This window comes from Phytomonospora sp. NPDC050363, from assembly GCF_040655735.1.
In the GTDB taxonomy this organism is placed as follows: domain Bacteria; phylum Actinomycetota; class Actinomycetes; order Mycobacteriales; family Micromonosporaceae; genus Phytomonospora.
In genome coordinates, this window is sequence record NZ_JBFAKK010000016.1 from 46,632 (window position 1) to 70,040 (window position 23,409).

At 65.0% G+C, this 23,409-nt stretch carries 22 protein-coding genes; 10 read left to right on the plus strand and 12 right to left on the minus strand.

The genetic code is table 11. From position 1 onward, the window contains the following. Positions 1-23 precede the first annotated feature (23 nt). Positions 24-1,757, plus strand: a complete 1,734-nt coding sequence (locus tag AB0I28_RS33385) for a methylmalonyl-CoA mutase family protein (RefSeq protein ID WP_357499710.1) — start codon at positions 24-26, stop codon at positions 1,755-1,757. Between the two features lie 133 nt (positions 1,758-1,890). Further along, complete coding sequence (locus tag AB0I28_RS33390) at positions 1,891-2,343, plus strand: hypothetical protein (RefSeq protein WP_357499711.1); 453 nt, start codon at positions 1,891-1,893, stop codon at positions 2,341-2,343. A 46-nt stretch (positions 2,344-2,389) separates the two neighbouring features. Here AB0I28_RS33390 and AB0I28_RS33395 read toward each other — a convergent pair whose 3' ends face one another. Continuing rightward, a complete protein-coding gene (locus tag AB0I28_RS33395; protein ID WP_357499712.1) occupies positions 2,390-3,175 on the minus strand; it encodes a hypothetical protein in 786 nt (261 codons plus the stop codon). A gap of 402 nt (positions 3,176-3,577) precedes the next feature. On the opposite strand from AB0I28_RS33395, the gene mobF reads away from it, so the two are divergent. Both mobF and AB0I28_RS33405 read left to right on the plus strand, forming a co-directional pair. Next, on the plus strand, positions 3,578-7,279 hold the full coding sequence (mobF, locus tag AB0I28_RS33400) for a MobF family relaxase (protein WP_357499824.1): 3,702 nt from the start codon (positions 3,578-3,580) through the stop codon (positions 7,277-7,279). A 171-nt stretch (positions 7,280-7,450) separates the two neighbouring features. Beyond that, positions 7,451-8,710: a hypothetical protein gene (locus AB0I28_RS33405; RefSeq protein ID WP_357499713.1), complete on the plus strand. Its 1,260-nt coding sequence runs from the start codon at positions 7,451-7,453 to the stop codon at positions 8,708-8,710. 23 nt (positions 8,711-8,733) lie between these two features. Here the strand turns inward: AB0I28_RS33405 and AB0I28_RS33410 are convergent, their stop codons facing one another. From AB0I28_RS33410 to AB0I28_RS33425, 4 genes are all read right to left on the minus strand, one after another. Beyond that, a complete protein-coding gene (locus AB0I28_RS33410; RefSeq protein WP_357499714.1) occupies positions 8,734-8,952 on the minus strand; it encodes a hypothetical protein in 219 nt (72 codons plus the stop codon). A 43-nt stretch (positions 8,953-8,995) separates the two neighbouring features. Further along, positions 8,996-9,373: a hypothetical protein gene (locus AB0I28_RS33415; RefSeq protein ID WP_357499715.1), complete on the minus strand. Its 378-nt coding sequence runs from the start codon at positions 9,371-9,373 to the stop codon at positions 8,996-8,998. 64 nt (positions 9,374-9,437) lie between these two features. Continuing rightward, positions 9,438-9,647 carry a hypothetical protein gene (locus AB0I28_RS33420; RefSeq protein WP_357499716.1) on the minus strand — a complete coding sequence of 70 codons (210 nt, stop codon included), beginning with the start codon at positions 9,645-9,647 and terminating at the stop codon, positions 9,438-9,440. 19 nt (positions 9,648-9,666) lie between these two features. Beyond that, the gene (locus AB0I28_RS33425; RefSeq protein ID WP_357499717.1) at positions 9,667-9,966 is read right to left on the minus strand and encodes a hypothetical protein; all 300 of its coding nucleotides are present in this window, start codon (positions 9,964-9,966) and stop codon (positions 9,667-9,669) included. A 241-nt stretch (positions 9,967-10,207) separates the two neighbouring features. On the opposite strand from AB0I28_RS33425, the gene AB0I28_RS33430 reads away from it, so the two are divergent. Next, complete coding sequence (locus AB0I28_RS33430; RefSeq protein ID WP_357499718.1) at positions 10,208-11,419, plus strand: helix-turn-helix transcriptional regulator; 1,212 nt, start codon at positions 10,208-10,210, stop codon at positions 11,417-11,419. Here the strand turns inward: AB0I28_RS33430 and AB0I28_RS33435 are convergent. Then, on the minus strand, positions 11,399-11,950 hold the full coding sequence (locus tag AB0I28_RS33435; RefSeq protein WP_357499719.1) for an NUDIX hydrolase: 552 nt from the start codon (positions 11,948-11,950) through the stop codon (positions 11,399-11,401). The genes AB0I28_RS33430 and AB0I28_RS33435 overlap by 21 nt on opposite strands. Before the next feature lie 266 nt (positions 11,951-12,216). Beyond that, positions 12,217-13,107 carry a hypothetical protein gene (locus AB0I28_RS33440; protein WP_357499720.1) on the minus strand — a complete coding sequence of 297 codons (891 nt, stop codon included), beginning with the start codon at positions 13,105-13,107 and terminating at the stop codon, positions 12,217-12,219. A gap of 195 nt (positions 13,108-13,302) precedes the next feature. On the opposite strand from AB0I28_RS33440, the gene AB0I28_RS33445 reads away from it, so the two are divergent. Genes AB0I28_RS33445 through AB0I28_RS33455 form a run of 3 tightly spaced genes read left to right on the plus strand, consistent with a single transcriptional unit; the run spans position 13,303 to position 16,886 of the window. Further along, a complete protein-coding gene (locus AB0I28_RS33445; protein ID WP_357499721.1) occupies positions 13,303-13,836 on the plus strand; it encodes a hypothetical protein in 534 nt (177 codons plus the stop codon). Beyond that, positions 13,837-16,176, plus strand: coding sequence for a hypothetical protein (locus AB0I28_RS33450; protein ID WP_357499722.1), 2,340 nt, complete (start codon positions 13,837-13,839; stop codon positions 16,174-16,176). Further along, positions 16,173-16,886 (plus strand): hypothetical protein, encoded by a 714-nt coding sequence (locus AB0I28_RS33455; RefSeq protein WP_357499723.1) that lies wholly within the window; start codon positions 16,173-16,175, stop codon positions 16,884-16,886. Before AB0I28_RS33450 ends, AB0I28_RS33455 begins: the two co-directional genes overlap by 4 nt. Before the next feature lie 20 nt (positions 16,887-16,906). Here the strand turns inward: AB0I28_RS33455 and AB0I28_RS33460 are convergent, their stop codons facing one another. Then, a complete protein-coding gene (locus AB0I28_RS33460; RefSeq protein WP_357499724.1) occupies positions 16,907-18,358 on the minus strand; it encodes a recombinase family protein in 1,452 nt (483 codons plus the stop codon). Positions 18,359-18,598: 240 nt separating this feature from the next. On the opposite strand from AB0I28_RS33460, the gene AB0I28_RS33465 reads away from it, so the two are divergent. Further along, complete coding sequence (locus AB0I28_RS33465; protein WP_357499725.1) at positions 18,599-19,729, plus strand: DUF234 domain-containing protein; 1,131 nt, start codon at positions 18,599-18,601, stop codon at positions 19,727-19,729. A gap of 70 nt (positions 19,730-19,799) precedes the next feature. Here the strand turns inward: AB0I28_RS33465 and AB0I28_RS33470 are convergent, their stop codons facing one another. Together AB0I28_RS33470 and AB0I28_RS33475 are read right to left on the minus strand one after the other, a co-directional pair. Further along, positions 19,800-20,231 (minus strand): nitrilase-related carbon-nitrogen hydrolase, encoded by a 432-nt coding sequence (locus tag AB0I28_RS33470; protein ID WP_357499726.1) that lies wholly within the window; start codon positions 20,229-20,231, stop codon positions 19,800-19,802. Beyond that, a complete protein-coding gene (locus tag AB0I28_RS33475; protein WP_357499727.1) occupies positions 20,212-20,517 on the minus strand; it encodes a nitrilase-related carbon-nitrogen hydrolase in 306 nt (101 codons plus the stop codon). The genes AB0I28_RS33470 and AB0I28_RS33475 overlap by 20 nt, the downstream gene beginning before the upstream one ends. Positions 20,518-20,691: 174 nt before the next feature. On the opposite strand from AB0I28_RS33475, the gene AB0I28_RS33480 reads away from it, so the two are divergent. Next, positions 20,692-21,243 carry a M23 family metallopeptidase gene (locus AB0I28_RS33480; protein ID WP_357499728.1) on the plus strand — a complete coding sequence of 184 codons (552 nt, stop codon included), beginning with the start codon at positions 20,692-20,694 and terminating at the stop codon, positions 21,241-21,243. A gap of 255 nt (positions 21,244-21,498) precedes the next feature. Here the strand turns inward: AB0I28_RS33480 and AB0I28_RS33485 are convergent, their stop codons facing one another. Together AB0I28_RS33485 and AB0I28_RS33490 are read right to left on the minus strand one after the other, a co-directional pair. Further along, the gene (locus AB0I28_RS33485; RefSeq protein ID WP_357499729.1) at positions 21,499-22,593 is read right to left on the minus strand and encodes a hypothetical protein; all 1,095 of its coding nucleotides are present in this window, start codon (positions 22,591-22,593) and stop codon (positions 21,499-21,501) included. A gap of 92 nt (positions 22,594-22,685) precedes the next feature. After that, positions 22,686-23,381, minus strand: coding sequence for an NUDIX domain-containing protein (locus AB0I28_RS33490; RefSeq protein ID WP_357499730.1), 696 nt, complete (start codon positions 23,379-23,381; stop codon positions 22,686-22,688). Positions 23,382-23,409: the final 28 nt, after the last annotated feature.

Here is a 23,409-nt window from a genome sequence, read left to right on the forward strand (position 1 = left end):
CAGCCGTACCGGAAGGAACCCACGTGAACTCCGCCGACATCTCCGCAGGACGCGACCGCTGGCAGGAGCGCTATGACGCCGCGCGCAAGCGCGACGCGGACTTCACCACGCTTTCCGGAGTGGAACTCGAGCCCGCCTACGGCCCCGCCGAAGGCGTCGACGACCCGCGCATGGCCAGGATCGGCTGGCCGGGCGAGTTCCCCTACACCCGCGGCCTCTACCCGACCGGCTACCGCGGACGGGCGTGGACGATCCGCCAGTTCTCCGGCTTCGGCAACGCCACGCAGACCAACGAGCGCTACAAGATGCTGCTGCGTTCGGGCGGCGGGGGCCTGTCGGTGGCCTTCGACATGCCCACCCTCATGGGCCGCGACTCCGACGACCCCAAGGCGCTCGGCGAGGTCGGCCACTGCGGTGTGGCCATCGACTCCGCCGCCGACATGGAGGTCCTCTTCGACGGGATCGGCCTCGCCGACGTCACCACGTCGATGACCATCTCCGGACCCGCCGTGCCCGTCTTCTGCATGTACCTCGTCGCCGCCGAACGGCAGGGCGCCGACATCGGGAAACTGGACGGAACCCTCCAGACCGACATCTTCAAGGAGTACATCGCCCAGAAGGAGTGGCTCTTCGAGCCCGAGCCGCACCTGCGCCTCATCGGCGACCTGATGGACTACTGCGCCGGAAACATCCCCCGGTACAAGCCCCTGTCCGTTTCGGGGTACCACATCCGCGAGGCCGGCTCGACCGCCGCGCAGGAGCTCGCCTTCACCATCGCCGACGGCTTCGGCTACGTCGAGCTGGGCCTGTCGCGAGGACTGGACGTCAACGTCTTCGCCCCCGGACTGAGCTTCTTCTTCGACTCGCACGTCGACTTCTTCGAGGAGATCGCCAAGTTCCGCGCCGCCCGCCGCATCTGGGCGCGCTGGCTGCGCGACGTCTACGGCGCCACGTCGGAGAAGGCCCAGTGGATGCGGTTCCACACGCAGACCGCCGGTGTCTCGCTGACCGCGCAGCAGCCGTACAACAACGTCGTGCGGACCGCCGTCGAGGCGCTGGCGGCGGTTCTGGGCGGGACCAACTCGCTGCACACCAACGCCCTCGACGAGACGCTGGCGCTGCCGACCGAGGAGTCGGCCGAGATCGCGCTGCGCACCCAGGCGGTGCTGATGGAGGAGACCGGCGTGGTCAACGTCGCCGACCCCCTCGGCGGGTCCTGGTACGTCGAGGCCCTCACCGACCGCATCGAGGCCGAGGCCGAGGCGATCTTCCGGAACATCCTCTCGCTCGGCGGGGAGACCGGCGACGACGCCGCGACCGTCACCCGCGAGGCCATGGCCGCCGGGTCGCACAAGATCGGGCCGGTCACCAGCGGCATCCTCCGCGGGATCGAGGACGGCTGGTTCACCGGAGAGATCGCCGAGGCGGCGTTCGTGTACCAGCAGAAGCTGGAGCGCGGTGAGAAGCGCATCGTCGGCGTCAACTGCCACACCGAGACCGTCGCCCGCGACCTCGACATCCTGCGGGTGTCCCACGAGGTCGAGCGCGAGCAGGTGAGGATCCTCGCGGCCCGCAAGGGCGGACGCGACCAGGCCGCCGTCGACGCGGCGCTCAAGCACATGGTCGAGGTGTCGAGGACCGACGCGAACATGATTCCGGCGATGCTCGACGCGGTGCGCGTCGAGGCGACGCTGGGGGAGATCTGCGACGTGCTCCGCGAGGAGTGGGGCGAGTACCGGGAGCCGGCGCGCTTTTAGCTTTTACACCACCGTAGCAGGTGAGTGTTTTGGCTGGTCAGGCGCATGATTCGAGGCTTCGTGGCTTTGGTTGACGACCTGATCCTCTGACGTGGGGGTCGGGTCGTCGGCGCTTACGTACGGGGAGGTCGATGTGTCGGGAGAGCTGGCGCGAGAGGTTCTGTCCTATGTGGAGGAGGACCTGCTGCTCGCGCCCGGCGACGTGAACGCCGCAGACCGGGGCAACACGATGGCCTTCGGGTTTGATCCGGGCGACTTCGAGCCTGAGTTGGTGGGCGCGGCCCTCGTCGAGGTCGGGCGGCGACTGCGCGAACGGTTCGCGGGTGTGGCCGGGCCGGTGGTGTTCTACGCCTGGTACGACGGGCAGGCCGGGCAGTTGCGGTGTTCCTTGGCTTCCGTTGAGGCGGAGGCGTTGCCGTTCGGGGGCTCGTTCCGGGTGGTTGACAGCCCGACCGAGGTACTTGAGTACATGGCGTCGGAGCTGAATCCCGGTGTGGTGCCGTGGTCGGAGCTGCGACCGGCCGTCGCCACTCTTGACGTCGCTTGGCCTTCGTTCCCGGTCTACGTGGCGCGACTCGCCGGATAGTCCTGCTGAGGCCCTACAAGCCTCACAGCGGCGGCGAGAGGTGAGCTCACGAGACGACGCGGCTTGGTGGAACAAAGCTCCCGTCGGCCTTGACGGCAACCGGTTCTGCGTGGATTCGGTTGCCAACGGCTTCGACGACCCCGAAGCCCAACGGGCGTGGTCCGTTCGCAGTCCGGTTTGCACGCCTCAGCCCGCCAATCTCGATACCCCAGCGGGTCATGCGTTGAGCGCCTGAACCGTAGGTCTCCGTGACTGCGCCAAAGGCTGCGGTGCCAGCGCAGACGATCGAACGACCGAGGATCCGTGCGAGGCGGATCGCAGCCATCGGGTACGGCAAACCGGGCCATGAGCGGGTGTAGGCGGCCGTCCATCCAGGCAGAATTTCGCCGGGGCCAGGGCGGCAGGTCACACCGAGATCGGCGAGTTCCTGCAACCGGGCATCGCAGTTTTGATCGCAGAGGCCCCGTTCGGTTTCGGGCAACCGCGCGTGCCCCTCCAGTCGAGCCGCTCCTGTGAAGGCCTGTCTCAGCCGATGGAGGGTCGACACGAGCCGCTGATGGTCGTAGAGGGGTGGCACCCACGGCGCGAGGATTGCGGGACGCTGGCCGGTCGCGCGCCATGCCTGCATGCTGCATGGGCGGCAGGAGACGTGTGAGCCCATCAGGATGATCTCGTCGGGCCGCCAGTCGGCGGCGAAGCCGATGATGTTCGCGATGGCGGCCTCGTGACGATCGGGTGCGGCGGCGTCCGGGACGAGCAGGACACGACGGTTCAGGTGTGAGGCGAATGGTTCACGTGCTGGTGCGCATTTGGTGCTGGTCGTGTTTCCCATAGCGGAACAGGTAACCATCCGATTGAGTGATCGACAAGCTCCGGATGTGACCACGGGATTATGTGGTGTTTCAAGGCGTTGGCGTGTCGGCCCGTGTCTTTCCAGTTCTTTCCATCTCGGTCAGTGCCAGAACGTTCACCAAAGCGTCAACCAAGAAGCTCGACAAATCAGGCTCAAGCATGTCATCTGCCAGGCCAAACATGCTAGATCACGATCACGCAACAATCATCTTTCAAGTCATTCCAGTGAACCTATTCAGCAGCAATCAGCACCAGTCGGCAGGAGTGGAGACACGTCTTGCACTTCGGCCTTGTCGTGGCTATGGTTGCTCGCCATGACTCCTTTTCTGCTCGTTTCCCCGCTCCCGGGCTCCCCTTTTTCTGGAGGTGCGTGCCCTTGGTGATGGTGATGCAGAAATTGACGGTCGGGAACGGGTACACGTACCTGACACGCAACATCGCGGGTGGCGACGGGCAGCGGATCAAGGGCCAGGATGCGGCGGACTATTACGTCGCGTCGGGCAACCCGCCGGGTGTGTGGTTGGGACGCGGTAGCGAGGTGTTGGGCCTGTCTGGGCAGGAGGTGTCGGAGGAACAGATGCGGCATCTGTTCGCTGAGGGCCGTCACCCCAACGCCGACAAGGTGATCGATGCGTACCTGGCCGAACATGGGCGTCCCGGGATGACTCCACGGGAGAAGAACGAGTTGGTCGCCGAAGCTGCCAAGGCCGCGAGCCTGGGGCGACGGTTCGGTCGATACAAGGTTCTGCCGGGGTTCGAGGAACGCGTCACCACCTCCGTGGAGAAGCTTGAAGCCGAGGCTGGTCGCGCGGCGACGGCTGAAGAGATCGCGAGGGTCCGCAGGGACGAAGCCAAGCGGCAGCAGCAGTCCGCGACGGCTGGGTTCGACCTGGTGTTCACGCCGATCAAGTCGGCGGCGATCCTGCATGGCTTGGATGAACGTGGCTGGGTGCGGGAGGCGATCCTGGCAGCGCATAAGGACGCGATCGCCGAGGCGATGGCGTTCTTGGAGGAGCATGCGGCGTTCACGCGAGCCGGCGCCGGTGGCCCCGCGCAGGTCGACACGACGGGTCTGGTGGCGGTTGCGTTCGACCACTTCGACTCGCGTGACGGTGATCCGAACCTGCACACCCACGTCGTCATTTCCAACAAGATCCAAGCCGTTGATGGGTCCTGGAAAGCTCTCGACGCCCGCCCCTTGCATCGACTGACGGTCGCCGCGAGCGAGCGGTACAACACCAGCCTCCACGACGGCCTCGCCACTCGGCTCGGGGTCGGTTTCACGACCAGGCAGGAGGCAGACGGGTCTCGGCAGGTGGTTCGCGAGATCGACGGTGTCGCACCCGAACTCTTGTCCCTGCTCTCGAAACGCCACGCCGCTCTCGTTGCACGGCACGACCAGCTCACCGCTCAATACCGGGCCGAGCACGGCCGTACACCCGACGAGGACACCGCCTACAAACTGCGCCGCCAAGCCACCCTGGAAACCCGTCACCAGAAAGGTGCACCCCGCACCCATGCGGAGATGCGGGCGGCGTGGCGGACCGAAACCTGGTGGCACCTCGGCTCCAAGGCTTTGGCACAACTCGACGCGGTCGTGTCTGGTCCCGGCAACCGGGTCCGTCACGAAGGGCACCGGTCCGTGTCGATCGCGGCAGTGGACCTCGCTGCGCAGGTCGTGGAGAACGTGTCCGCCACACGCGCGGTGTGGACACGCTGGAACCTCGTCGCGGAGACCGAACGCCTCGCACGCACTGTCGACGGGCTCACCGCAGGGCAGCGTCGCGTCCTGATCGACGAGGCGGTGGGGCACGCGACGTCGGAAGCCTTGAGCATCCACATCACCCCCGACCCAGACGCCGTCCCAGTTCCGGCGGCACTGCGACGTGCGGACGGCACGTCGGTGTTCGTCGAACACGGTGCGGAGAAGTACACCTCGACGGCCAACCTCGACGCTGAAGCCAGACTGGTCACCGCTGCGGAGACGGTCACCGGAATCACGATGACCGCCGAGGATGTGGCCAAGGCCGTCGAGGCGTTCCAGGCGCGGACGGGTCGCGTGTTGGACGACGGGCAACGCGCGCTCGTGGAAGCGTTCGCGACCGACTCGAGACTCCTGACGGTCGGGATCGGTCCAGCTGGGGCTGGCAAGTCGACGGCGATGGCCGCCTACACCGACGTCCTTCGGCAGGCCGGGCGGCGTGTGATCGCGTTGGCCCCATCGGCGACAGCCGCCAGTGCCCTCGCCGGGGAACTGGGCGTGTCGGCCGACACGATCCACAAGTTCCTCTACGAACACCGGCAAGGGCTGCACACCGCCGCCCTCGAAGGCCGAGCCCTGGTACCGGCACACCTCGCGGGCCTGGTTGTCCGGCCGGGAGATGTGATCCTGGTTGATGAGGCCGGGATGGCCGGTACCCCACACTTGGACGCGATCACCGACCTGGCTGCCCGGCACGGTGCCACCGTCCGGTTCGTGGGCGACTATCGGCAGCTCGGAGCCATGGCCTCCGGTGGTGCTCTGGCGTTGATCGCGAGGGAAGCCGGGGCCGTCGAACTCACCGACCTTCACCGGTTCCGCGACCCGCACGAAGCACGAGCCACCCTGGCCATGCGGGAAGGCCACAGCGCGGCTCTCGACCACTACCAACAACATGGCCGGATCGTCGGCGGCGAGAAGGACGCGATGACGGAAGCCGTCTACGCCGCGTGGATGAACGACCGCAGGGCCGGGAAGAACTCCCTGATGATCGCCCTGTCGAACGCCGATGTCACCGCCCTGTCGGCCCGTGCCCGTGACGACCTACGCCGTGCCGGACTGGTTGAGAACGTCGGCGTCGTACTGCGCGACGGGAACCGCGCAGGTAAAGGCGATTGGATCGTCACCCGCGACAACAATCGACGCCTGACGACACACGGCGGCAGGGAATGGGTTCGTAACGGTGACATGTGGCGTGTCCTCCACCGTCACGACGACGGTGCCCTCGTCGTGGAGAACCGTGGTCACCACGGACGCCTGGTTCTGCCGTCGACGTATGTGACTGAGCATGTCGAGTTGGCGTACGCGACCACCGTGCGTCGTATCCAGGGCGCAACCGTCGACACCGCACATCTCCTGATCACCGACGCATGGACAAGGGAGGCCCTCTACGTCGCCGCCAGTCGTGCCAAGGACGCCACCCGCTTCTACGTCACCACGCACATCGCGACCGATGACCCTGAACAGCGACTCAACCGCCCCAAGACCGACCCGAAGGCGTATCAAGCCCGCGAGATCCTCGAAGCCGTCGTCAACCGTGCTACCAATCCCGACGCCGCCACCGACGAGATCCGCCGCATGCACGCCGAGGCGTCAAGCCTGGCTACCCTCCTACCCCGCTTGGCCCACGCCATGGAGGTCGCCGCCGGCCGGGACGAACCACACCGCGACACGATCGCTGCGTCAGCCGGGCTCCCGCCATGGGTACGCGTCCCCGCCAGACTCCTCGAAGATCCTGAGTGGGGCGATTACTTGACCGAGCAGGCGAGCCGGATCGTGGCCCGCAGCCAAACTCTTACCCAACAAGCGATCCAGGACCATCCAGAATGGATCAAAGGTTTCGGCGAACCACCCGCCGAGCCGGACCGCCGCACGGCATGGTGTGAACAGATCGGCATCGCTGCCGCCTACCGCGAACAGTTCGCCGTCACCAGCAACGACCCGGCGCACCCCATCGGCGGGTACATCACCAAGACCCACCCCCAACGCGCCGCCTACCAAGCCGCTGACCACGCCATCCAACTCGCCCGCCGCATCACCAACCCCGACCCGCGCGTGTACGACAAGTACCTCGCCGACCAGGCAGCCCAAGCTGCGTGGGAAGCCCGCCAGGTTGAACGCCGAGCCGCCGGATACACACCACGCCCGCGCGTTCCGCAGCAGTCGATCCAACAACGCCGTGACCAGGTCGACCGACCCGTCCACCAACCACGCCAAGCCGCACCACAGCAGCCCCCAACACCGCGATCCGTGCCCCAGTACGATCAATCAGTCGACATGGCCCCGTCACAGTCGCGTCCGACCATGCCAACACAGCGTCCATGATCCAGGCCCCTGAATTTGTTGACTACCGGTAGTCCTTGTGCCAGGTAGACGTCTCCATGGCTGACGGGTTGACCTATGAGCGGGAACCGCGTTGCGATCGGACATGATCAATCTGGATCTCGGGACGTCTGATTAAAGGATGCTCGGCTTCGGTCTCGATACTATGGTCTCATGTCGAACCAGGATTCCGCGTCTCAGCCAACGGCGTATGGCTCTGCGCGCGACCTTCCTTCGTTTCGTAAGATGTCTCAGCAGATCCAAGCCGGTAAGCTGATAACCTTTTTCATCGCGCGACGGCAGCGAGCGGTGTTGATCGATATCGAGCGTCAGATGGAGCACCTTGCTGACGTTGTCGACCGGTTCTATGTACGTCTAGGTCCGCGTAACTGGATCTTCCACGATTCTCTATCCGTGTCTACGGTGGAAGCGCTCCTAGGCGAAACGACGACGCCAGAGGATGCAGAAGCACGATTTATTCAGCATCATCGAGGGCTCATTACTCAGAAATTCGGTTTGATAAAGGTCCGTAACGTTCCAGGCTTGCGAGAACGGTTCCGGCTAATCGAGCGTGCGGCTCGGCACTATGAGGTTGACGAGTTTGATAGCTGTGTGCTGCACCTAATTGCGATCATGGATGGATTTGTTAACGACTTCCAGCCAGTCGAGCGGAAAGGGTTGGCCTCAAGGACGCCCAGCGAGATGGTTGCTTGGGACAGTGTCGTGGGCCATCATCTAGGTCTAACGCATGCGCTCAAGGCATTTACCCGGACCGTGAAGAAGCGTGTTGACAGCGAAGTGTTCGAGCTGCACCGTCATGGAATCATGCACGGTTCTATCGTGAACTATAACAATGCTGTAGTCGCTACAAAGGCGTGGAACATGCTCTTCGCCCTTGCCGACTGGGCTAACGCGACGGTGAAATCGCAGACGCCGGTTCCTCCATTGCCGTCGTTTCGTGACATTCTTCGGAAGGTAAATGAAAATCGCAAATTCAAGGAGAAGGTTGCTGCCTGGAGTCCCAAGAAGCTGGATTCCAGGGAAGATGCGTTCGAAGAGCATGAAATATATCAGCGTACGTATGCATTTTTGGTGGGGTGGCGCGAGCGCAATTTCGGCGTACTGGCAAACTATCTAGGGAGGCGGTATTCAAAAGATAGGCGGCATAGTCAACTAGCTGGAAAGCTGCGTCAGGACTTTGATGGATTCCAGCTCGCTGAATTCTGCATCGTAGGATTGGAAGCGGAGGCCCCTGCGATCTGGATATCCCGAGGTTCGGCGACCGTTAATGGACGTGCGGGGGCCTTCGAGTGTCGGTGGGCGCTAGAAGCCGAAGATGGAAGCCTTGGGTTTGGCGTCGATTCTGCTGAATGGCGACTCGTTTTTTGTAGCCCAGTCATCTGGAGTGCCACTGAAAGTCAAGGAAACGGCTGAGCCGTTTCAGGCCAGCGGTTCGATTAGATCCGCCGGAGGGGGAGTTGGGGATCGAAATCGTCCGGTACATCATCGCAGATGTTCCAGATCAGTATCGGTTCGGTGCCGTCGTAGCCGGTGTCTCCGGGGGAGATCAGGGCGATGGGTGGGTTGCTTCCGCCGTCGAAGTTGGGTGGGTAGAGCCCGAGGTGGTGGGCGGCGTCGGCGAGTTGGCGGGGCGAGAGGTCGTCGGCTTTGGACATCAGTTCTCGTTCCAGTTTGGGAACCGAGGTAACCCGGAGGACTTCAATTCCGACCATCGGTGCCCCAATCGGGGATGATCGCGAGTGCGAGGTAGATCCCGCCGGTCAGCCAGTGTCCCCACACCACGGGTTTGCCGATCTTGATCCGTTGCATGGCGTAGCCGACGGCTTCCTTCATGCGGAGGATGTCTTCCTCAGTGCCGTTGAGGAGCCTGGGGCCGTACGTGTCGGACTGCTCGGCCAACCACAGCTCGACTTCGTCAAGGTGCGTGGTCGACAGAAGTCGCATGCTGGTGGGTTTCTTCAACCACTGTACGGTCTGCAACGGCGGTACCGCGACGGTGTTGTCCCTGGCCTCGGCATCGGTGGGGCGTTTCCCCTGGTAGCGGTAGCACCGCCAGATCCCCGTTGGCTGCTCCATGTTCCCTCCTTTGTGGACGAGCCCCCGCCGCGATCGGCGGCGGGGGCGTGGTGACGGCTGGCTGTTATGCGGCCAGGTCGAGGTTGTTGAGTTCGTCGCGTAGGCGGCGCGTCTCGTCCGGGGTGAAGCGCAGGTCCACGCCGGGTTGTTTGTTGTCGGCGATCGCGTACCCGCCGGAGTCGGGGATCTCGGCGAGCATCGCGCAGGATTCGGCCTGGCCGGTGCCTTGGTTTCCGCCGCAGAGGGTGAGCCAGTTGACGGCTCCGAGGTCCATCTCGTACAGATCTTCGTGTTCATGACTGAAGGTCCTTCCTGATCGGATCGGCCTTCCCACGTGCCCAGGTGCGGTAGACCTCCATCGCGAGCGCCTGAAGCTCGTCGACGTGCGCGGACAACCGCTCGACGTAGCTCGGGTTCAAGGTCAGCGACGGCCTGATGGAGGTGTGTGTGATGCATCCGAGGTTGAGGTCGGGCTTGGGATCGGTCCGTACCAGCCAGAGGGTTTCGCTGCCGATGGCTCCCCGAAGTTCGATGGTCCTGTGCTCGTGTGCGAAGACTCCGTACACGAGGGTTTCCACGGCTACGGTTGACATCGGTCGGTTCCTCTCGCAGGGACGGCTGATGGGTGGGACGGTCTCGTCGTCTGTCGCAAGATCCGGGACCGTCCCCTTTGGTGCGTGAACAAGAAACGGTGTCGCGGGCCATCGGAGCCCGCCGTTTCGTTGTGTCCCAGCTGGTCGTGGGTGTGGCCAGCTGGTAGATGTAGCCTGGCTCACAGGCATTTGTGTCGGTACAGGCTTGGTGATCCCGTGTGATCCCGTTGGCGGTGGGGCGATGACGACACCCGAGGAGCGACGTACGGTCGGCGGTGCACTCCGTCGCTTGAGGACGGCTGCCGGGCTCGACTCCATCCAGCTCGGTGCCCGCAGCAAGGTGTCGGCGTCCCATATCCGCAGCGTCGAGAACGGGTACAAGACCCTCACCAAGGCGTTCGCGAAGGCGCTAGATGACGCGCTCGACGCCGGCGGGGTGCTCACCGATCTGGCAACGACGGGAGACCCGATGCGCCGCCGCATCCTGCTCCACTCGATCGCCTTGGTGACCTCGGCACCGGTCGTGACCATCGACGCTGCGGCCCCGAGCCTTGGTACGCCGGACATCGAGGTGCTGGCGACGATGACGGTCTCGCTGCGGGGCCTTGACAACCGCCTCGGCGGTGGTGCCGTCCGCGACATGACCGCCCGGTACCTGACCAGCGAGGCTCGGCCACTGCTCGCCGCGCGCATGAGCGATCGCGTCGCCTCGCGGCTCTTGTCGTCGCTGGCGGAGTTGGCGCAACTGGCCGGATGGACCTGCTACGACTCCGGCCTCCACGGAGCCGCACAACGTCACCTTCACCAAGCCCACACCTGGGCAGCCGCCGCCAAAGACCTGCCCCTCGCGGCCGAACTACTGGCGGCACTGGCACACCAAGCGGCGTTCCTCGGCAAAGGCACCGAAGCGGTGCACCTCGCGGAAGAGGCACTCCGCACCGCCGAAGCAGCCGCCGTCCCTGCCCTGGCAGCAGAAGCCGCCGCCTTGGCGGCCCACGGCTATGCCGTGAACGGCGACAGTATTCGCTGCGCCAGAGCACTCTTGGCGGCCGAACACCATCTTGACCGCGCCGACCGCACCGGCGATCCAACCTGGATCGGGTACATGGGACCGGCCTACCTCGCAGCCCTACGAGGCCACGCCCTCCTCGCCCTCGGTGACCCAGCAGCCGTCGGTTCCGCTGAAGCCAGCCTCGACATGGACGACGCCTACGTACGCGGCAAAGCCTTCAACCTCGCCCTACTCGCCTCATCGCTCACCCGCGCCGGTCGACCAGAGGAAGCCGCCGCGAAAGGACGAGCAGCCCTCACCCTGGCCAGCGATCTACGCTCAGCACGAGCGGAGGAATACCTCCGCCGCGTCGCCGTCGGTCTGACCGCTTATCGCGACGTCCCAGCCGCAGCGGAGCTGATCGCCGACATCAGTCAACGCCTAACCCCGCAAGCGATCTAGCAACACCGCCTGCAACCCGATCACCGACGCCGAACCCACGATCTCACCGGCCGCGATCCGCTCGGGGATCTCCGCCAACGGGATCCACGCGATCTCTTCGGCCTCGTTGACATCCACGGGCGCGCCGGTGAACGTCGCCCCATAGGAGACGAAGAGGTGCTGAGCGGAATCAGCCGTCGCTACCCACGGCTGGAACGCGACCAACGGCTTCAACGCGGTCGGACGCCAACCCGTCTCCTCCTCAACCTCGCGCGCGGCACACACTGCCGGGTCTTCCTCCGGGTCGCAGTACCCACCAGGAAGCTCCCACACCCACCGGTCAATGACCCACCGATGCCGATACATCAACAGCACCCGGTCTTCAGCATCGATCAGGAGAGCCATCGCCGAGGCCGGTGCACGCAGCACGTACTGCTCAAACTCCACCCCATCAGGCAACCGGACATGCGCGACGCTCCACTTCGCCCGACGAGTCCCATCGACTTCATGCTCACCGAGGATGGTCCACTGCGTCGGTCGTTCCGGTGTCATGGCGTCAGCCTACGGGCCAACACAGACCAGCACGCCCGTCGTCGCGTGAGGATAGCGGCGCCGCCCTCCGTGTCAAGGGCGCTGCGCGTCGCTTCGCGACCACCCTGCGGGTGGCCCTTGCCCCGGAGACCTCCACGGCCCCGCTAAGACAGGCATGCGACGGGCGGCCATGAGTGCTGATCCGCCTCCCAACACCTGACAGGGTAACGAGAAATGGTCGAGATGCTCAGTTCAGCAATCTGGGACTGCATGTCCATGGCTCTGTCCTACTTCTTGCGGATCCGTATTTCTTCCATGACATGGGAGCACAGCGCCGAGAATTCTCTGCGAGCGTCTGCCAGTTCAGTGTCGTCGGTGATGTCAGTGACCTCAGCGAGCTTCCAGTCGAGGAGTGTCATGTGCCATCCAACGAAGATCCCAACGCGGCGCATCTGGTGTCGATCGTCGGTATCGGCGAGCACGTATCCGAGCAGTTGCCGCAGCCATTGGCGGATCTGAGGTCCAGGTTCATTGACGAGCTTGATGTCGACGAGCGTGGTGCCGAGGATGATGTCGGGCACGGCGAAGCCACTCAGGAGACTCGGTGCGACGGTCACGGGGCTGCCGAGTCGGGTGAGCTGTTGGCGGCCTCTGGCTTGGTACGTCTGCCAGAGAGCGAGATGGCTGCCGTCCGGGGTGGGGATGAAACGTCCATTGGGTTCGCTGGCACGATCCTGTTGAATGATCTTGAGCACGAGGTTCGGATCGTGCTTCCGTAGAGCGTCATAGACGATCAGGTCCCAGCACCAACCGAGGTACTCACGGACCCCCTCGTTCGACAGCGATTCTCGACCGCTTCTGCTTACGGCTTCGTCTGTTCCCCAAGGCATGTTGAGCGATGTGAACCCCGCCAGTCGGAGCAGACGGTCGTTCTCATCAGCTGGCCTACGGAGCAGAAGATCTTCATAGGGGACGGACTCAGCGAGGTCAAGGCCAATGGAAACCTCGAAGGCCGTGCCAAGATGAGCCCAGTCTGAGCACGGTGATGCTTTCACCTGTGAGGTTGCCGCCAGGCGTTGTGTGCAGACCCGCTCGACAGTGTCCACATTGCACAGTCTGGCATCTAGGTAGGCGGTGATCGAGCTGGCGGGAGACCGCAGTTCCTTCGTCAAAGACATGCCGCTCCTGGGATCGCGATAACCACCGTCGTCCGGCGGGAGATCTGGGCTGTCCTGCCCGCAACGGGCCTGTCATGTCCTATCACGCGCACTCTCGGTCTCTTCTGTCGGTTTTGCGACAGCGGCTTCATGTATCTGGGCGCGGAGCGTTCTGCTCTTCTTGAGGACTAGAGGTTTCCGACTTCAGGGAGCGCAATGGATCCGATCGCGCTGTTCGCTGCCCCAGCTGTGGGGGTTGCCTACAACGTCCTCGTGGACTTGGCAAGGGGCGCCTTGGCCCGTTGGTATAGCGGGCGGGCAGACGAGACCGTTCCCGCGCCTGATAGGGCGGCCTTGCGTGGAACCCTCGAACCCTTGCGGATGGACCCTGCGGCGTCCACCTTCGTGCCTGCCATCGCAGGGGACCTCGACGTCCTCGTTTCGGAGCGCTACGAGGGTTCGCTGCAATACCTCAGTCCCGACGACGCGCTTCTGATGGAGGCCCTGGCCCGTTTGCGGGCCAACCTCGAAGCCCTCTTCGGTCAGCGCATCACCTTCCGAGGCGAGGATGCCCGCTCAGAGTCGGGAGCTCGTGTCCGGATCCGCTTGGATGTGGCGGATATTGACGAGAACTCCGAGGTGACAGGTATGTCCGGTGGGGGATCAGGTGAAGACATCAACGTGCACCTGCGGGCTAGGAACATCAACGGCGGATCAAAAATCGTCGGCTACAAGCGGGGAGATGAGTGAGTGGACGACTTCAACCACTTCGGTGGAACGAACCTGGAAGCGCCGGAACCTGCGGCCGATCAGAAGTCTGAGGCCGTACCAGACCACGTGACGCAGGACGGTCAGGCTCCAGCGGAGGCCGCCGTGCTGGTTGCGTCCGTTCCATCGCAGCCCGGCTCGGCACCCGAAGTGCCTGAACTGGTATCGGAACTCTCCTCGGCGGATGCTGTGGCAATGGATCGAGCCCCAGGCTCCGACAGGGCAACGATTGACATCGACATTGAACTCGCCGGTACAGACAACACGACTGCAATCGGCTACCTTGATGGTGACTACCATGCGCACTATCACCGTGAACGTCTCCGAAGCAGCAAGATCTCCATGGAGGGGATCGGAGACAAGATCAGAAGCTTGTTTGTATCTCCTGACGGATTCGAAGCTGTCAAGGAGACTCTGTTCCGTGGACGGGCGTGTGTCGCACTAATCTCAGTCGAAGAAGGTGGCCGTGCCTTCGCTGCTCGTGCCCTGTTGGCCGCTGTGCAGGGTCTCACCCCAAGGAAAATTGATCCTCGTTCGGACCCATATGTCGAGCCTACGCAGCTGGCGGAGCATGCTGCGAGTGCGTGGCTGCTCGACCTGACGGACGTTGAAATCGGGAACTGGACGCTCTTGTTCGAACACCTCGCAGGGTTGGAAGACGATCTTCGCAAACAGCGTTCGATACTTGTCGCCGTTCTTGGTGTCGGTGACATTACCGAAGCGCAGGCCCGGGAACGCGGCGTCGCGCGTCTCTCCAGTCCCGATCCGTACCTTGTGCTGCAAAAGCACTTGGCTGCCGCGATGAGCGCTGGCAGAGTTCCTTCAGGGGTCACGCCAGTGGCTGACTGGGTCAGCTTCGCCCGGCAGCGACGTTTGATCGATGGAAAGCCGCCTGCTGAAGCGGTTCGGCTCTGTGAGGCTATTCGTTATGCCGTGAATTATTGGTATGGCATGACCAATGTTGAACAGGAGTCACTGAAGGAGGAATTTAATCATGACCGGCGTGCTTCTGAGTCTGCTGAAGGTGACGTCTATATTCAGTTGCTTGCGCTTGATCGCTTCCAAACCTGGGAAACCGAGCTTGATCTGTGGAACGAACGGAACCAGGACCGCCCGCGTCTGAGAGCCTTCCAGCTGGCGATCGCTGTACTTCCCTCCGGGGACCCGATCCGGATTCGAAATGCGGCGACCACATTTCTTGAAAGCGTCGATGAGGGTGCGGTCCACGTCGAAGGTCTGAGCGGACCAGGCACTCGGCTACTTGCGCGTGATTCTCTTGCTGAGCTAAAGAACGGCAAGGTTGCTTTCACGAGACCCGGTTTCGATGAAGCTGTTGTCCGCTACTTCTGGGACGACTGGCCCGAGCACCGAGGCAAGTTGCTCGCCTGGTTGATGGGGCTCGCTAGCAACGACGGTGTCGAACGCGATGATCAGGAGATTCTAAAAGAGCGGATCGGCGAGTTCGCCATCCGTCACGCCCAGCAGCGCGGTGAGTTCGACTTCCTTTACGAGGTCGTCTCAACGTGGGCTGGCAAGCAGGCCACACTCATCGATGCCGCGCGACTTCTGGAACGTGCTGCAACCGCCTCCGGTATCTCGCGAGGCGTCCGCGATCGCACGCTCCAATGGGTCAAGCAAGAGAACCGTGCCTTGAAGCGTGCTGTCGCCGAGGTTTGCGCAAGCCAGACTTTCGCTCCACTACATCCCAGGTTGGTCATCACCCGGCTCAGCTACCTCATGAATGACCGTTCTCGCGGCGAGGCTGATCCGGTCGTGGAAGAAGCTCTGCGGCGCGCGTGTCAGATGCTCGTTACCGAGGCGCACCAGAGCAATGCGGTTCTAGCCTGGCTTGGTAGTGATGTGAAGGCAGAGAAGCCAGAGCTTCGGCAACGTGCCGCCCGACTGTTCCTCCCCATCGCCCAGGCACGATCCGAAGGGACCACGGCACCAGCTCTGATCGAGCAGGGCGAGACATCCGGCTCGGTTCAGGCGGCGCTGGTTCCTGTATGGGGAGGTGTGCTTCGTGATCTCGAAGATGAAGAGATCCAACCGGCCTTCAACATCTGGATGGAGGCATGCACGACCATCGAGGTCGAGAACTTCGTCATCGGTGTGCTCAGAGATGCGGTGGCAACCAACGTGATCGAGGCAGGGGAAGCCAACCAGACCGGCGCGCGATTGTCCTTCAGATGGAAAGCCGTTTCAACGCTGCCACCTGAGCGAGTAGCTGAGCTCGACGGGCGGTTGCTGGCCGCGCTACGAGACGGTGAAGCTGCAGTGGTGCGTCAGGCGCTCCTGGTTGGACAACAGGACGGTGAATGATCAAGCGCTACATTCCCTGGTGGCTCAAGCCATGGACCGTGGACGCCAGCTTCTGTGTACCCAGTAGGGAACCCGGTATTGTCTTTGCGGTGGCGCTCCACCTTGAAGGCCTCCGGCCACGGCGAATGGCCGAGCAGCATGCTGTCGCGTTCACCAGTGGACAAGCGGTTACATCCATCGTGGACGTGGCTAGGCGGTACTCGGTCCTGTGCGCGGATGCGGCCACTATTGCCGCCACGGCCGCTTGCCTGGCGGCACAACCCGAGAGGCGTGGCCTACGGGTTGACAAGGCAGAGGTTCGTCTTAGCAGTGACAGTCGAGGGCAGACCGAGACCCGGCACTTGGAGGTGCTTCGGCGAACAGCACAGATAGCCGGAGTTCGAGCCGCCTACGCAGCTGCTCAGGCGGAAGCCGTACGGCATGTCGTGCTGGACGATCACACCACTACCGTCGCGTATCTGCTTCTCACAGCGTCGGAAGGCACGAACCTTGATACGGTGCCAGCCACCGCAGCCAAGCTTCGTCGCCACATCGATGACTACAGACCCGACGAGCGGTGGATTCGTGTCGCCGAGGCTCTCAACTCACTCACCAGCAGGAAGACTCCTGAAGAGATCAAGGAGATGATCGGGAACCTCGTCGACTGGGCCGCTGTCTATGACAAGAATCTATCGGAAGGTCTTCGATCAACGATCGACGATGACCAATAGGACGTTTGACGCTATCGGGATCAGAGGCGTTCGAGGCTCTCCCGGAGGCTGGTGGGCAGGTCGAGGTTGACGGTCCAGGCTCCGGGTTGGAAGCGGTTGGGGCGTTCCAGGAGCACCTTGACTGAGATGCCTGCGTTGAGGAGCACGGTTCGGCGTTCGTCCCAGGTTGTGCGCTTCCACCAAGCGGTCCAGGTCTCGCCGGTTTCGCGGTACTCGTAGCGGGCCTTGCGGATGCCGACGGTGGCGAGGGCGGCGTACTCGGTCTCGTGGCTGGTGATGGTTTCCTGGATGATCTCGGCTTGGACTGGTCCCGCGTTCGTCTGGCGTTCGGTGAGGGCGCGGATGGCCTCGCGGAGTTCGGTCATTCGTTCGGTGTTGTCCTCGCCGGGGACGAAGACACGTTCGCGACGTGGGGCGTCACCGACCTCGTCGAGGAAGAGGTCTTCGACGTACCGATGGAGCCCTTCGGCGGGTACTGGCGTCGAGGTGCAGGCGTTGTATCGGACGGTCTTCCCCGAGCAGCGGTAGAAGAAGTCCTTTGAGTGGCCATTGCTGAACCTGTACAGCGGTTCGTCGCACTTGGCGCAGTAGACGAGTCGCAGCAGCGGCGCGGTCTGACGGGCTCGCTTTAGTGGACGTGCGGCATCGCGTACGGCTTCGTTGGCCTGCTTCCACAGTTCGGTCGTGACGATCGGATCGGCGCGTTGGAGGGGGAGTCCGTGTTCGTCGCGTAGGAGGACGAGGAGGCCGTCCTGCTTCGACTCGATCTGACCGAGCGCCGCCTTGCGCGTGACCATCACCTTGATGCTGGGGCCGGTCCAGCCCTTCTTTCCCTGTGGGGTGACGAGGCCGCGCTTGGTGAGGTCGGCGGCGACGGCGAGCCGGGGCTCGCCCTTGGCAACGCGGGTGAAGATCTCCTGGACGATCGTGGAGGTCTCAGGATCGGGTTCGAGGACGTACCCGTCACCATTGGGGTTGCGGACCGCGCGGTAGCCGTACGGGACAGAGCCGCCACGCCAGCGGCCGACTTTCTGGAGCTGCTGGAAGGAGTCACGGGCGCGGCTGCGGATGGCTTCGAGCTCGCCTTCGGCGATGACGGCGATGATCGCGAAGAACATCCGGCCGAGCGGCGTGGACAAGTCGAAGCCTTCGGTGACCGAGACGAGGGTCTTGCCGTGGGCGTCGGCCCACTTGAGCATGTCGACGGTGTGGAACAGACGGCGGGAGACGCGGTCGAGGCGGTACGCAACGATAGCGTCGTAGCTGTCGGCCTTGAGGGGATCGGTCAGCCACGGACCGAGTTCGCGGCGCTCCTCGGGATGGATGCTGCCGGACACGTCGACGTCGGGAACGAACTCCACCATCGTGTGCCCGTTCGCGAGTGCCCACGCCTCGATCGCCTCGCGTTGGCGTTCGATGGACGTAGACTCTTCGGCGTCGCGCGACAGGCGACCGTAACCAAGTATCCGCACTTCAGAGACCTCCACATCGAGTGAAGCTCAAAACGCGCGGATATTGATCTTGGTGTGGTGTAAATCGCGGAACCGCGACCCGGCGAGGTTCTAGGGAGCCATGCGGCTTCGGCCCGAGCCACGACCCGGGGACGCAATCCGGCAGCCGAGCGGGCCGACTCCATCGGCTCTGTCACCGGCCCGACGTTCACGAATCGCGAGCTGGTCTCCGGCTTCACGGCATCGGACTGGAACCAGGCGTTGCGTGCTCTCGCGCTGGCGCTGCCGGAGGACGTACCGAGTGTCGCGGTGATCGACGAAGTGCCGTGGCTCGTCGAGCAGGATCGTGAGTTCGAGGGCGCCCTCCAGGCGATCTGGGATCGTCACCTGTCGGCCAAGCCGGTAATGCTCATCCTCATCGGCAGCGATGTCTCGGTCATGGAGGCGCTCCGGGAACATGGTCGCCCGTTCTTCGGGCGCGCGGCGAGGCTGGCGGTGAACCCACTCCATCCTGCGGACGTCCAGGCCGTGACGGGACTCGACGCGGCGGATGCGATCGACGCGCAGCTGATCACCGGCGGCTTCCCTGAGGTCGTTCAGTCCTGGGAGCCCGGCATGACCAGGCAGGACTTCCTCGACGCGTCGTTGACGAATCCGCTCTCGCCGCTGCTGATGTCGGGGGAGCTGACGCTGTTGAGCGAGTTTCCCGAAGCGGGTCGTGCGAGCGCGGTCATCGGGGCCATCGGGAACGGCGAGCGAACGTTCTCCACCATCGCGGCCAAGGCCGGTGGTGATGCGGTGCTGCCCTCGGGAACCTTGAGCCCGATCCTGAACAGCCTCGTCGCAAAGCGGGTCGTGGCCGTCGACAATCCACTGTCGACGAGGCCCGACACCAAGAACAGGCGATACCGCATCGCCGACCCCTACCTGCGATTCTGGCTGGCGTTCCTCCAACGTGGACTGCCCCAGATCGAACGTGGACGTGGCGACCTCGTCACCGCCCGGGTCGAACGGTCGTGGACCGGTTGGCGAGGCAGGGCCGTCGAGCCACTGATTCGGGAGGCACTCGGCCGGATGCTGCCCAACGACGAATGGGACGGGACCGAGGTCGTCGGCGGTTGGTGGAACAGGCAGAACAACCCGGAGATCGACCTGATCGGCGCGGATCGCGCGCCCGTGGCGGGAACCGTCCACTTCGTGGGTTCGATCAAATGGTTCGGCACCGGCGTTTTCGGGCGACATGAGTACGACGAACTCGCCCGAAGCGTCCTGGCCGTACCGGGGACCACCGCCGAGACTCCCCTCGTGGCGGTATCCCGCTGCGGTGTCGCCCTAGGGCTTTCGCTTGCGGCGACATGGGGCCCCGAGGAGATCCTCGGGGCCTGGCGTTGAGCGTGTGGTGTCCGAGCGGGAGCCGCTGCCCGGCGAGCTCCCAGGTTCCAGGCCGCCTCACGAGGCCGGCTCACGAGGCCGGCGGCGACGGCGCGTGGGCCGGTTCGGTCGAGAAGCGGGCCGTGCGGGGGTCGCGCTCGTCGCCGAACCGCCGGGTCAGGACGCCGTACAGCTCGCGACGCCGGCCCTTGATCCAGCGGCGCCCGGTGGACATCGGCAGGAGTTCGAGATCGAGGTCGGCGGCGACCATGTCGTCGTCGGCCGCGTCGGTCTCGGTGAGGATGCGGCCGTAAGGGTCGATGATCATGGCGTTTCCGGTGCGCACCTCGTCATCGTCTCGGCCGATCCCGTTGCTGAAGACCACGAACACGCCGTTGTCGTGCGCTCGCGAGGGAAGCCATCGCAGCAGCCAGTCCCGTCCGCTCGGGCCCCGGATGGCGGCGCGGATCGCGTCGGGCTCGGTGTGGCGGGCTTCCCAGACCTCACGAGGAGTCGGCCGCATGCCGTGCGGACTGCGTGACGCGGTCCCGCCGGTCTGGCGAGGGCGGACACCTCGGCGACGGACGAGCCGTCGACCGGCTCGGCCAACCGCACCAGCTCTCACGGTCGTGGCGGCGCAGGTGCCAGTACCCGAGCAGGCACATCTCCGGGAAGGCCACGAACCGGGCCCGCTGCTCGCTCGCCCTCGCGGTGAAGGCCCCGATGCGCGCGAGGTTGAAGGCCTTGTCGTCCGGGCGCGGTTCGCACTGCACGGACGCGACGCGCAGCGGATGGCGGTGTTCCGGCATGTCGAGTCTGCAGCTCGGCGGTCAGGCCGTCGCCGAGTTCCCCCGCTGAGCCGCTTCCTGGAAGTCGTCGACGATCTGGCCGACACGGCGTTGTCCACGGACATCGACGCGGGGTAGATCCGCGTCGATCCGGCTTAGCCTGGTGCCTCCCCTGGTACAGAATCGAGGACACCCATGAGACGAGCGATGCCCTGGCGCAGGATCCGGGCCGCGGCGATCACCTTGATGGTCGCGGCGGCGGCGCTGGTCGCCACGCCCGGGCAGGCCCTGGCCGCCGACTACTACTACGAACTCCCGTACCCCGCCGGTGAGTCCTACATGGTCACCCAAGGGCCCGAGGGAACCTACTCGCACACCGGGCCCTACAACGAGTACGCGTGGGACCTCGGCCTCCCGGCGAACTACGAGGTCTCGGCCGCCCAGGCCGGGACGATCCTCGTCTCCGACTGGTCGCCGTACTGGCAGAACGGCATCGAGGTGCTCATCCAGCACTCGAACGGCACCTGCACCCACTACGCGCACCTCAACCGGGCCATCTACAACACCGGCGACTGGGTTCCGCAGGGCCGCGTCGTCGGCTGGTCGGGCAGTACCGGGGCGTCGACGGCTCCGCACCTGCACTTCCAGGTCATCAACTGCTACAGCCGGGTCGGCATCCCCGCGACCCTCCAGGGCTGGACCCCGTGGACCGGGACCTGGCCGCAGAGCGTCAACTACTACGCCTGATCAGCACTCCCGGCACCGGCCCCGCCTGCTTTGCGGGCGGGGCCGTGTACGACGTGCGAGCTCTGGGCGGGGTGGGACGGGGCTCGGCGCACACGATGGGTTCTCCTGGATGGGTGCGGATCGGCGGGCAGGATCTCGTGTGCTTCGCACTTCCCGGAGTGAGTGGACGCCGGAACCCGCGCCGCTTTCCTCGGACGTCACGCGTTCCGATCGCGGCGACAGCGGGATCCAGAACGCCGGCCCCCGCTACCGCCCCTAACCCTCCACCTTGATCGTGTGCCCCCGCACGATCGCCGCCGCCTCGCCTGTCGTGCTCAGGGGCGGGAGGGCCATGGGGCGGGCGATGTAGAAGTACTCCAGAAACGTCGAACTCCGCACTCGCGACATCACCTCGATGGTGCCGTCCCAGTTCCCGCCGTCGGGACCGTTGGGGGCCCAGAGGTCCACGAGGGTGCCGGCGACCCGCCCCTGCACGGCCTCGCCGGTGGCCCAGGAGGTGGAGCCGTCGAGGGGTGCCTCGATGCCGTCCTCGTACACATACCTGTCGTCGCCGGAGGCGTAGGCGGCCAGGGCGTCGGGGAAGCCTTCGACCCAGGCGCAGGTGGGGGAGGTGTGCTCCTCGATGTAGTGGATCTCGCATCCGACGGTCTCGGGCAGCCAGTGCCCGTACAGCTGCCACTGGAACCAGTGGCCCGCCTCGTGGAGTATCAGGTGCTCCGAGTCGGGCATGTCCCCCGCCAGCACGACGAGCCCGGCCTCCTGGTCGAAGTACCCCGCCTCGTCATCGTCGGCGGGCGTCCACACCATGGTGAGGGGCTCGCAGTGGCCGTCGTCCTGCCGCCTCGTCCAGCAGGTGGAGTCGGGGTTGGCGCGCTTGTCGTAGAGCAGGTTGAGGGTGTCGACGATGCGCCAGGCGCCCGCGATCGTCTCCGGCGCCTCGAGCCGGCCCAGGTCGAGCTCTCCGAGGGGGGAGGGCGCGATGCCGACGCTCTCGAAGGAGTACTGCTGGCGGGCGGTCTCGTCGGTGACGACCTGCCAGAGCGCGCCCGACGCGGAGCGGAAAGTCAGGTGGACCTCGGCGAACCTTCCCCGGTGGCAGGCGCGGAAGGACCCGTCGGCGCCGGTCCTGCCCGTCGACAGCATCTCCACCGACCCGGTCGGCCCGCCCCACAGCTCCCAGTTGGCGTTGTGGGCCGGCGCGGTCGCCGCCGGCTTCTCCGGCCCGTCCTCGGCGTCGTGGAAGTCGTAGGCGAGGGTGCCGGTGAGGCAGAAGTCGTCCGGCGGCTTCTCCTTCGCGCAGGCGGCGAGGGGGAGCAGCAGCAGCGCGAGCGCTGCCCGGCGCAACGACATGGCGGCGGCTCCTCTCGGTCACCTGCGACCAGTTGATCAAGCGCGCGGGTGTCCGGGGGCGCGAATCGGCCGACCAGGTCTGCGGGGCGCGGCTACCGGGCGCGGTACATGGGCGGCTGGAGCCGCACCGCGTCGCCGGCGCGGTAGAGGGCGGCGGGGCGTCCGCCGTCGCGGGTGGTCTTCTCGCCGGTGGGGGTCAAGAAGCCCTCGGTGCGGGTGATCTTGCGGTGGAAGTTGCGCACGTCGAGCTCGGTGTCCCACACGCGCTCGTAGACGCGCCGCAGGTCGGCCTCGGTGAACTCCGGCGGGCAGAAGGCCGTGGCGATCGTCGTGTGCTCCAGCAGGGCGCGGGCGTGTTCGAGCGCGTCGGCGAGCAGGCGGGCGTGGTCGAAGGCGAGCGTGCGGGCGCCGTCGAGGACGGCGGCGACCGGCACCCAGCCGGTGTCGTCGGCGTCGCCGCCGGCGGCGGTGGGCGGTGAGGCGGGGATGAGCGCCATGTAGGACAGGGAGACCACGCGCCCCCGGGGGTCGCGGTCGGGTTCGGTGTAGAAGCCGACGGGTTCGAGTCGCGCGTGGCCGTGGGGGATGCCGGTCTCCTCGGCGAGTTCGCGGTGTGCGGCCTGCTCGGCGGTCTCGTCGTTGTTCATGAATCCGCCGGGGAGGGCCCAGACGCCCTGGTGGGGTTCTATTCCGCGTTTGACCAGCAGGACCTGGAGGCGGTCGTCGCGCACGGTGAGGATGGTGATGTCCACGGCGATGTTCATCAGCGGCGGAATGTAGGTCTGCACGGCGCCACCCTACCTTTCTGTCTGCTTG

What these genes read in the sequence shown, in the direction of transcription:
- AB0I28_RS33430 (WP_357499718.1), top strand. Translation starts at nt 10,208, where the DNA reads ATGACGACACCCGAGGAGCGACGTACGGTCGGCGGTGCACTCCGTCGC.
- AB0I28_RS33395 (WP_357499712.1), bottom strand. Translation starts at nt 3,175, where the DNA reads ATGGGAAACACGACCAGCACCAAATGCGCACCAGCACGTGAACCATTC.
- AB0I28_RS33405 (WP_357499713.1), top strand. Translation starts at nt 7,451, where the DNA reads ATGTCGAACCAGGATTCCGCGTCTCAGCCAACGGCGTATGGCTCTGCG.
- AB0I28_RS33420 (WP_357499716.1), bottom strand. Translation starts at nt 9,647, where the DNA reads ATGGACCTCGGAGCCGTCAACTGGCTCACCCTCTGCGGCGGAAACCAA.
- AB0I28_RS33480 (WP_357499728.1), top strand. Translation starts at nt 20,692, where the DNA reads ATGAGACGAGCGATGCCCTGGCGCAGGATCCGGGCCGCGGCGATCACC.
- AB0I28_RS33485 (WP_357499729.1), bottom strand. Translation starts at nt 22,593, where the DNA reads ATGTCGTTGCGCCGGGCAGCGCTCGCGCTGCTGCTGCTCCCCCTCGCC.
- AB0I28_RS33410 (WP_357499714.1), bottom strand. Translation starts at nt 8,952, where the DNA reads ATGTCCAAAGCCGACGACCTCTCGCCCCGCCAACTCGCCGACGCCGCC.
- mobF (WP_357499824.1), top strand. Translation starts at nt 3,578, where the DNA reads ATGGTGATGCAGAAATTGACGGTCGGGAACGGGTACACGTACCTGACA.
- AB0I28_RS33440 (WP_357499720.1), bottom strand. Translation starts at nt 13,107, where the DNA reads ATGTCTTTGACGAAGGAACTGCGGTCTCCCGCCAGCTCGATCACCGCC.
- AB0I28_RS33425 (WP_357499717.1), bottom strand. Translation starts at nt 9,966, where the DNA reads ATGTCAACCGTAGCCGTGGAAACCCTCGTGTACGGAGTCTTCGCACAC.
- AB0I28_RS33435 (WP_357499719.1), bottom strand. Translation starts at nt 11,950, where the DNA reads ATGACACCGGAACGACCGACGCAGTGGACCATCCTCGGTGAGCATGAA.
- AB0I28_RS33455 (WP_357499723.1), top strand. Translation starts at nt 16,173, where the DNA reads ATGATCAAGCGCTACATTCCCTGGTGGCTCAAGCCATGGACCGTGGAC.
- AB0I28_RS33470 (WP_357499726.1), bottom strand. Translation starts at nt 20,231, where the DNA reads ATGCGGCCGACTCCTCGTGAGGTCTGGGAAGCCCGCCACACCGAGCCC.
- AB0I28_RS33475 (WP_357499727.1), bottom strand. Translation starts at nt 20,517, where the DNA reads ATGCCGGAACACCGCCATCCGCTGCGCGTCGCGTCCGTGCAGTGCGAA.
- AB0I28_RS33415 (WP_357499715.1), bottom strand. Translation starts at nt 9,373, where the DNA reads ATGGAGCAGCCAACGGGGATCTGGCGGTGCTACCGCTACCAGGGGAAA.
- AB0I28_RS33445 (WP_357499721.1), top strand. Translation starts at nt 13,303, where the DNA reads ATGGATCCGATCGCGCTGTTCGCTGCCCCAGCTGTGGGGGTTGCCTAC.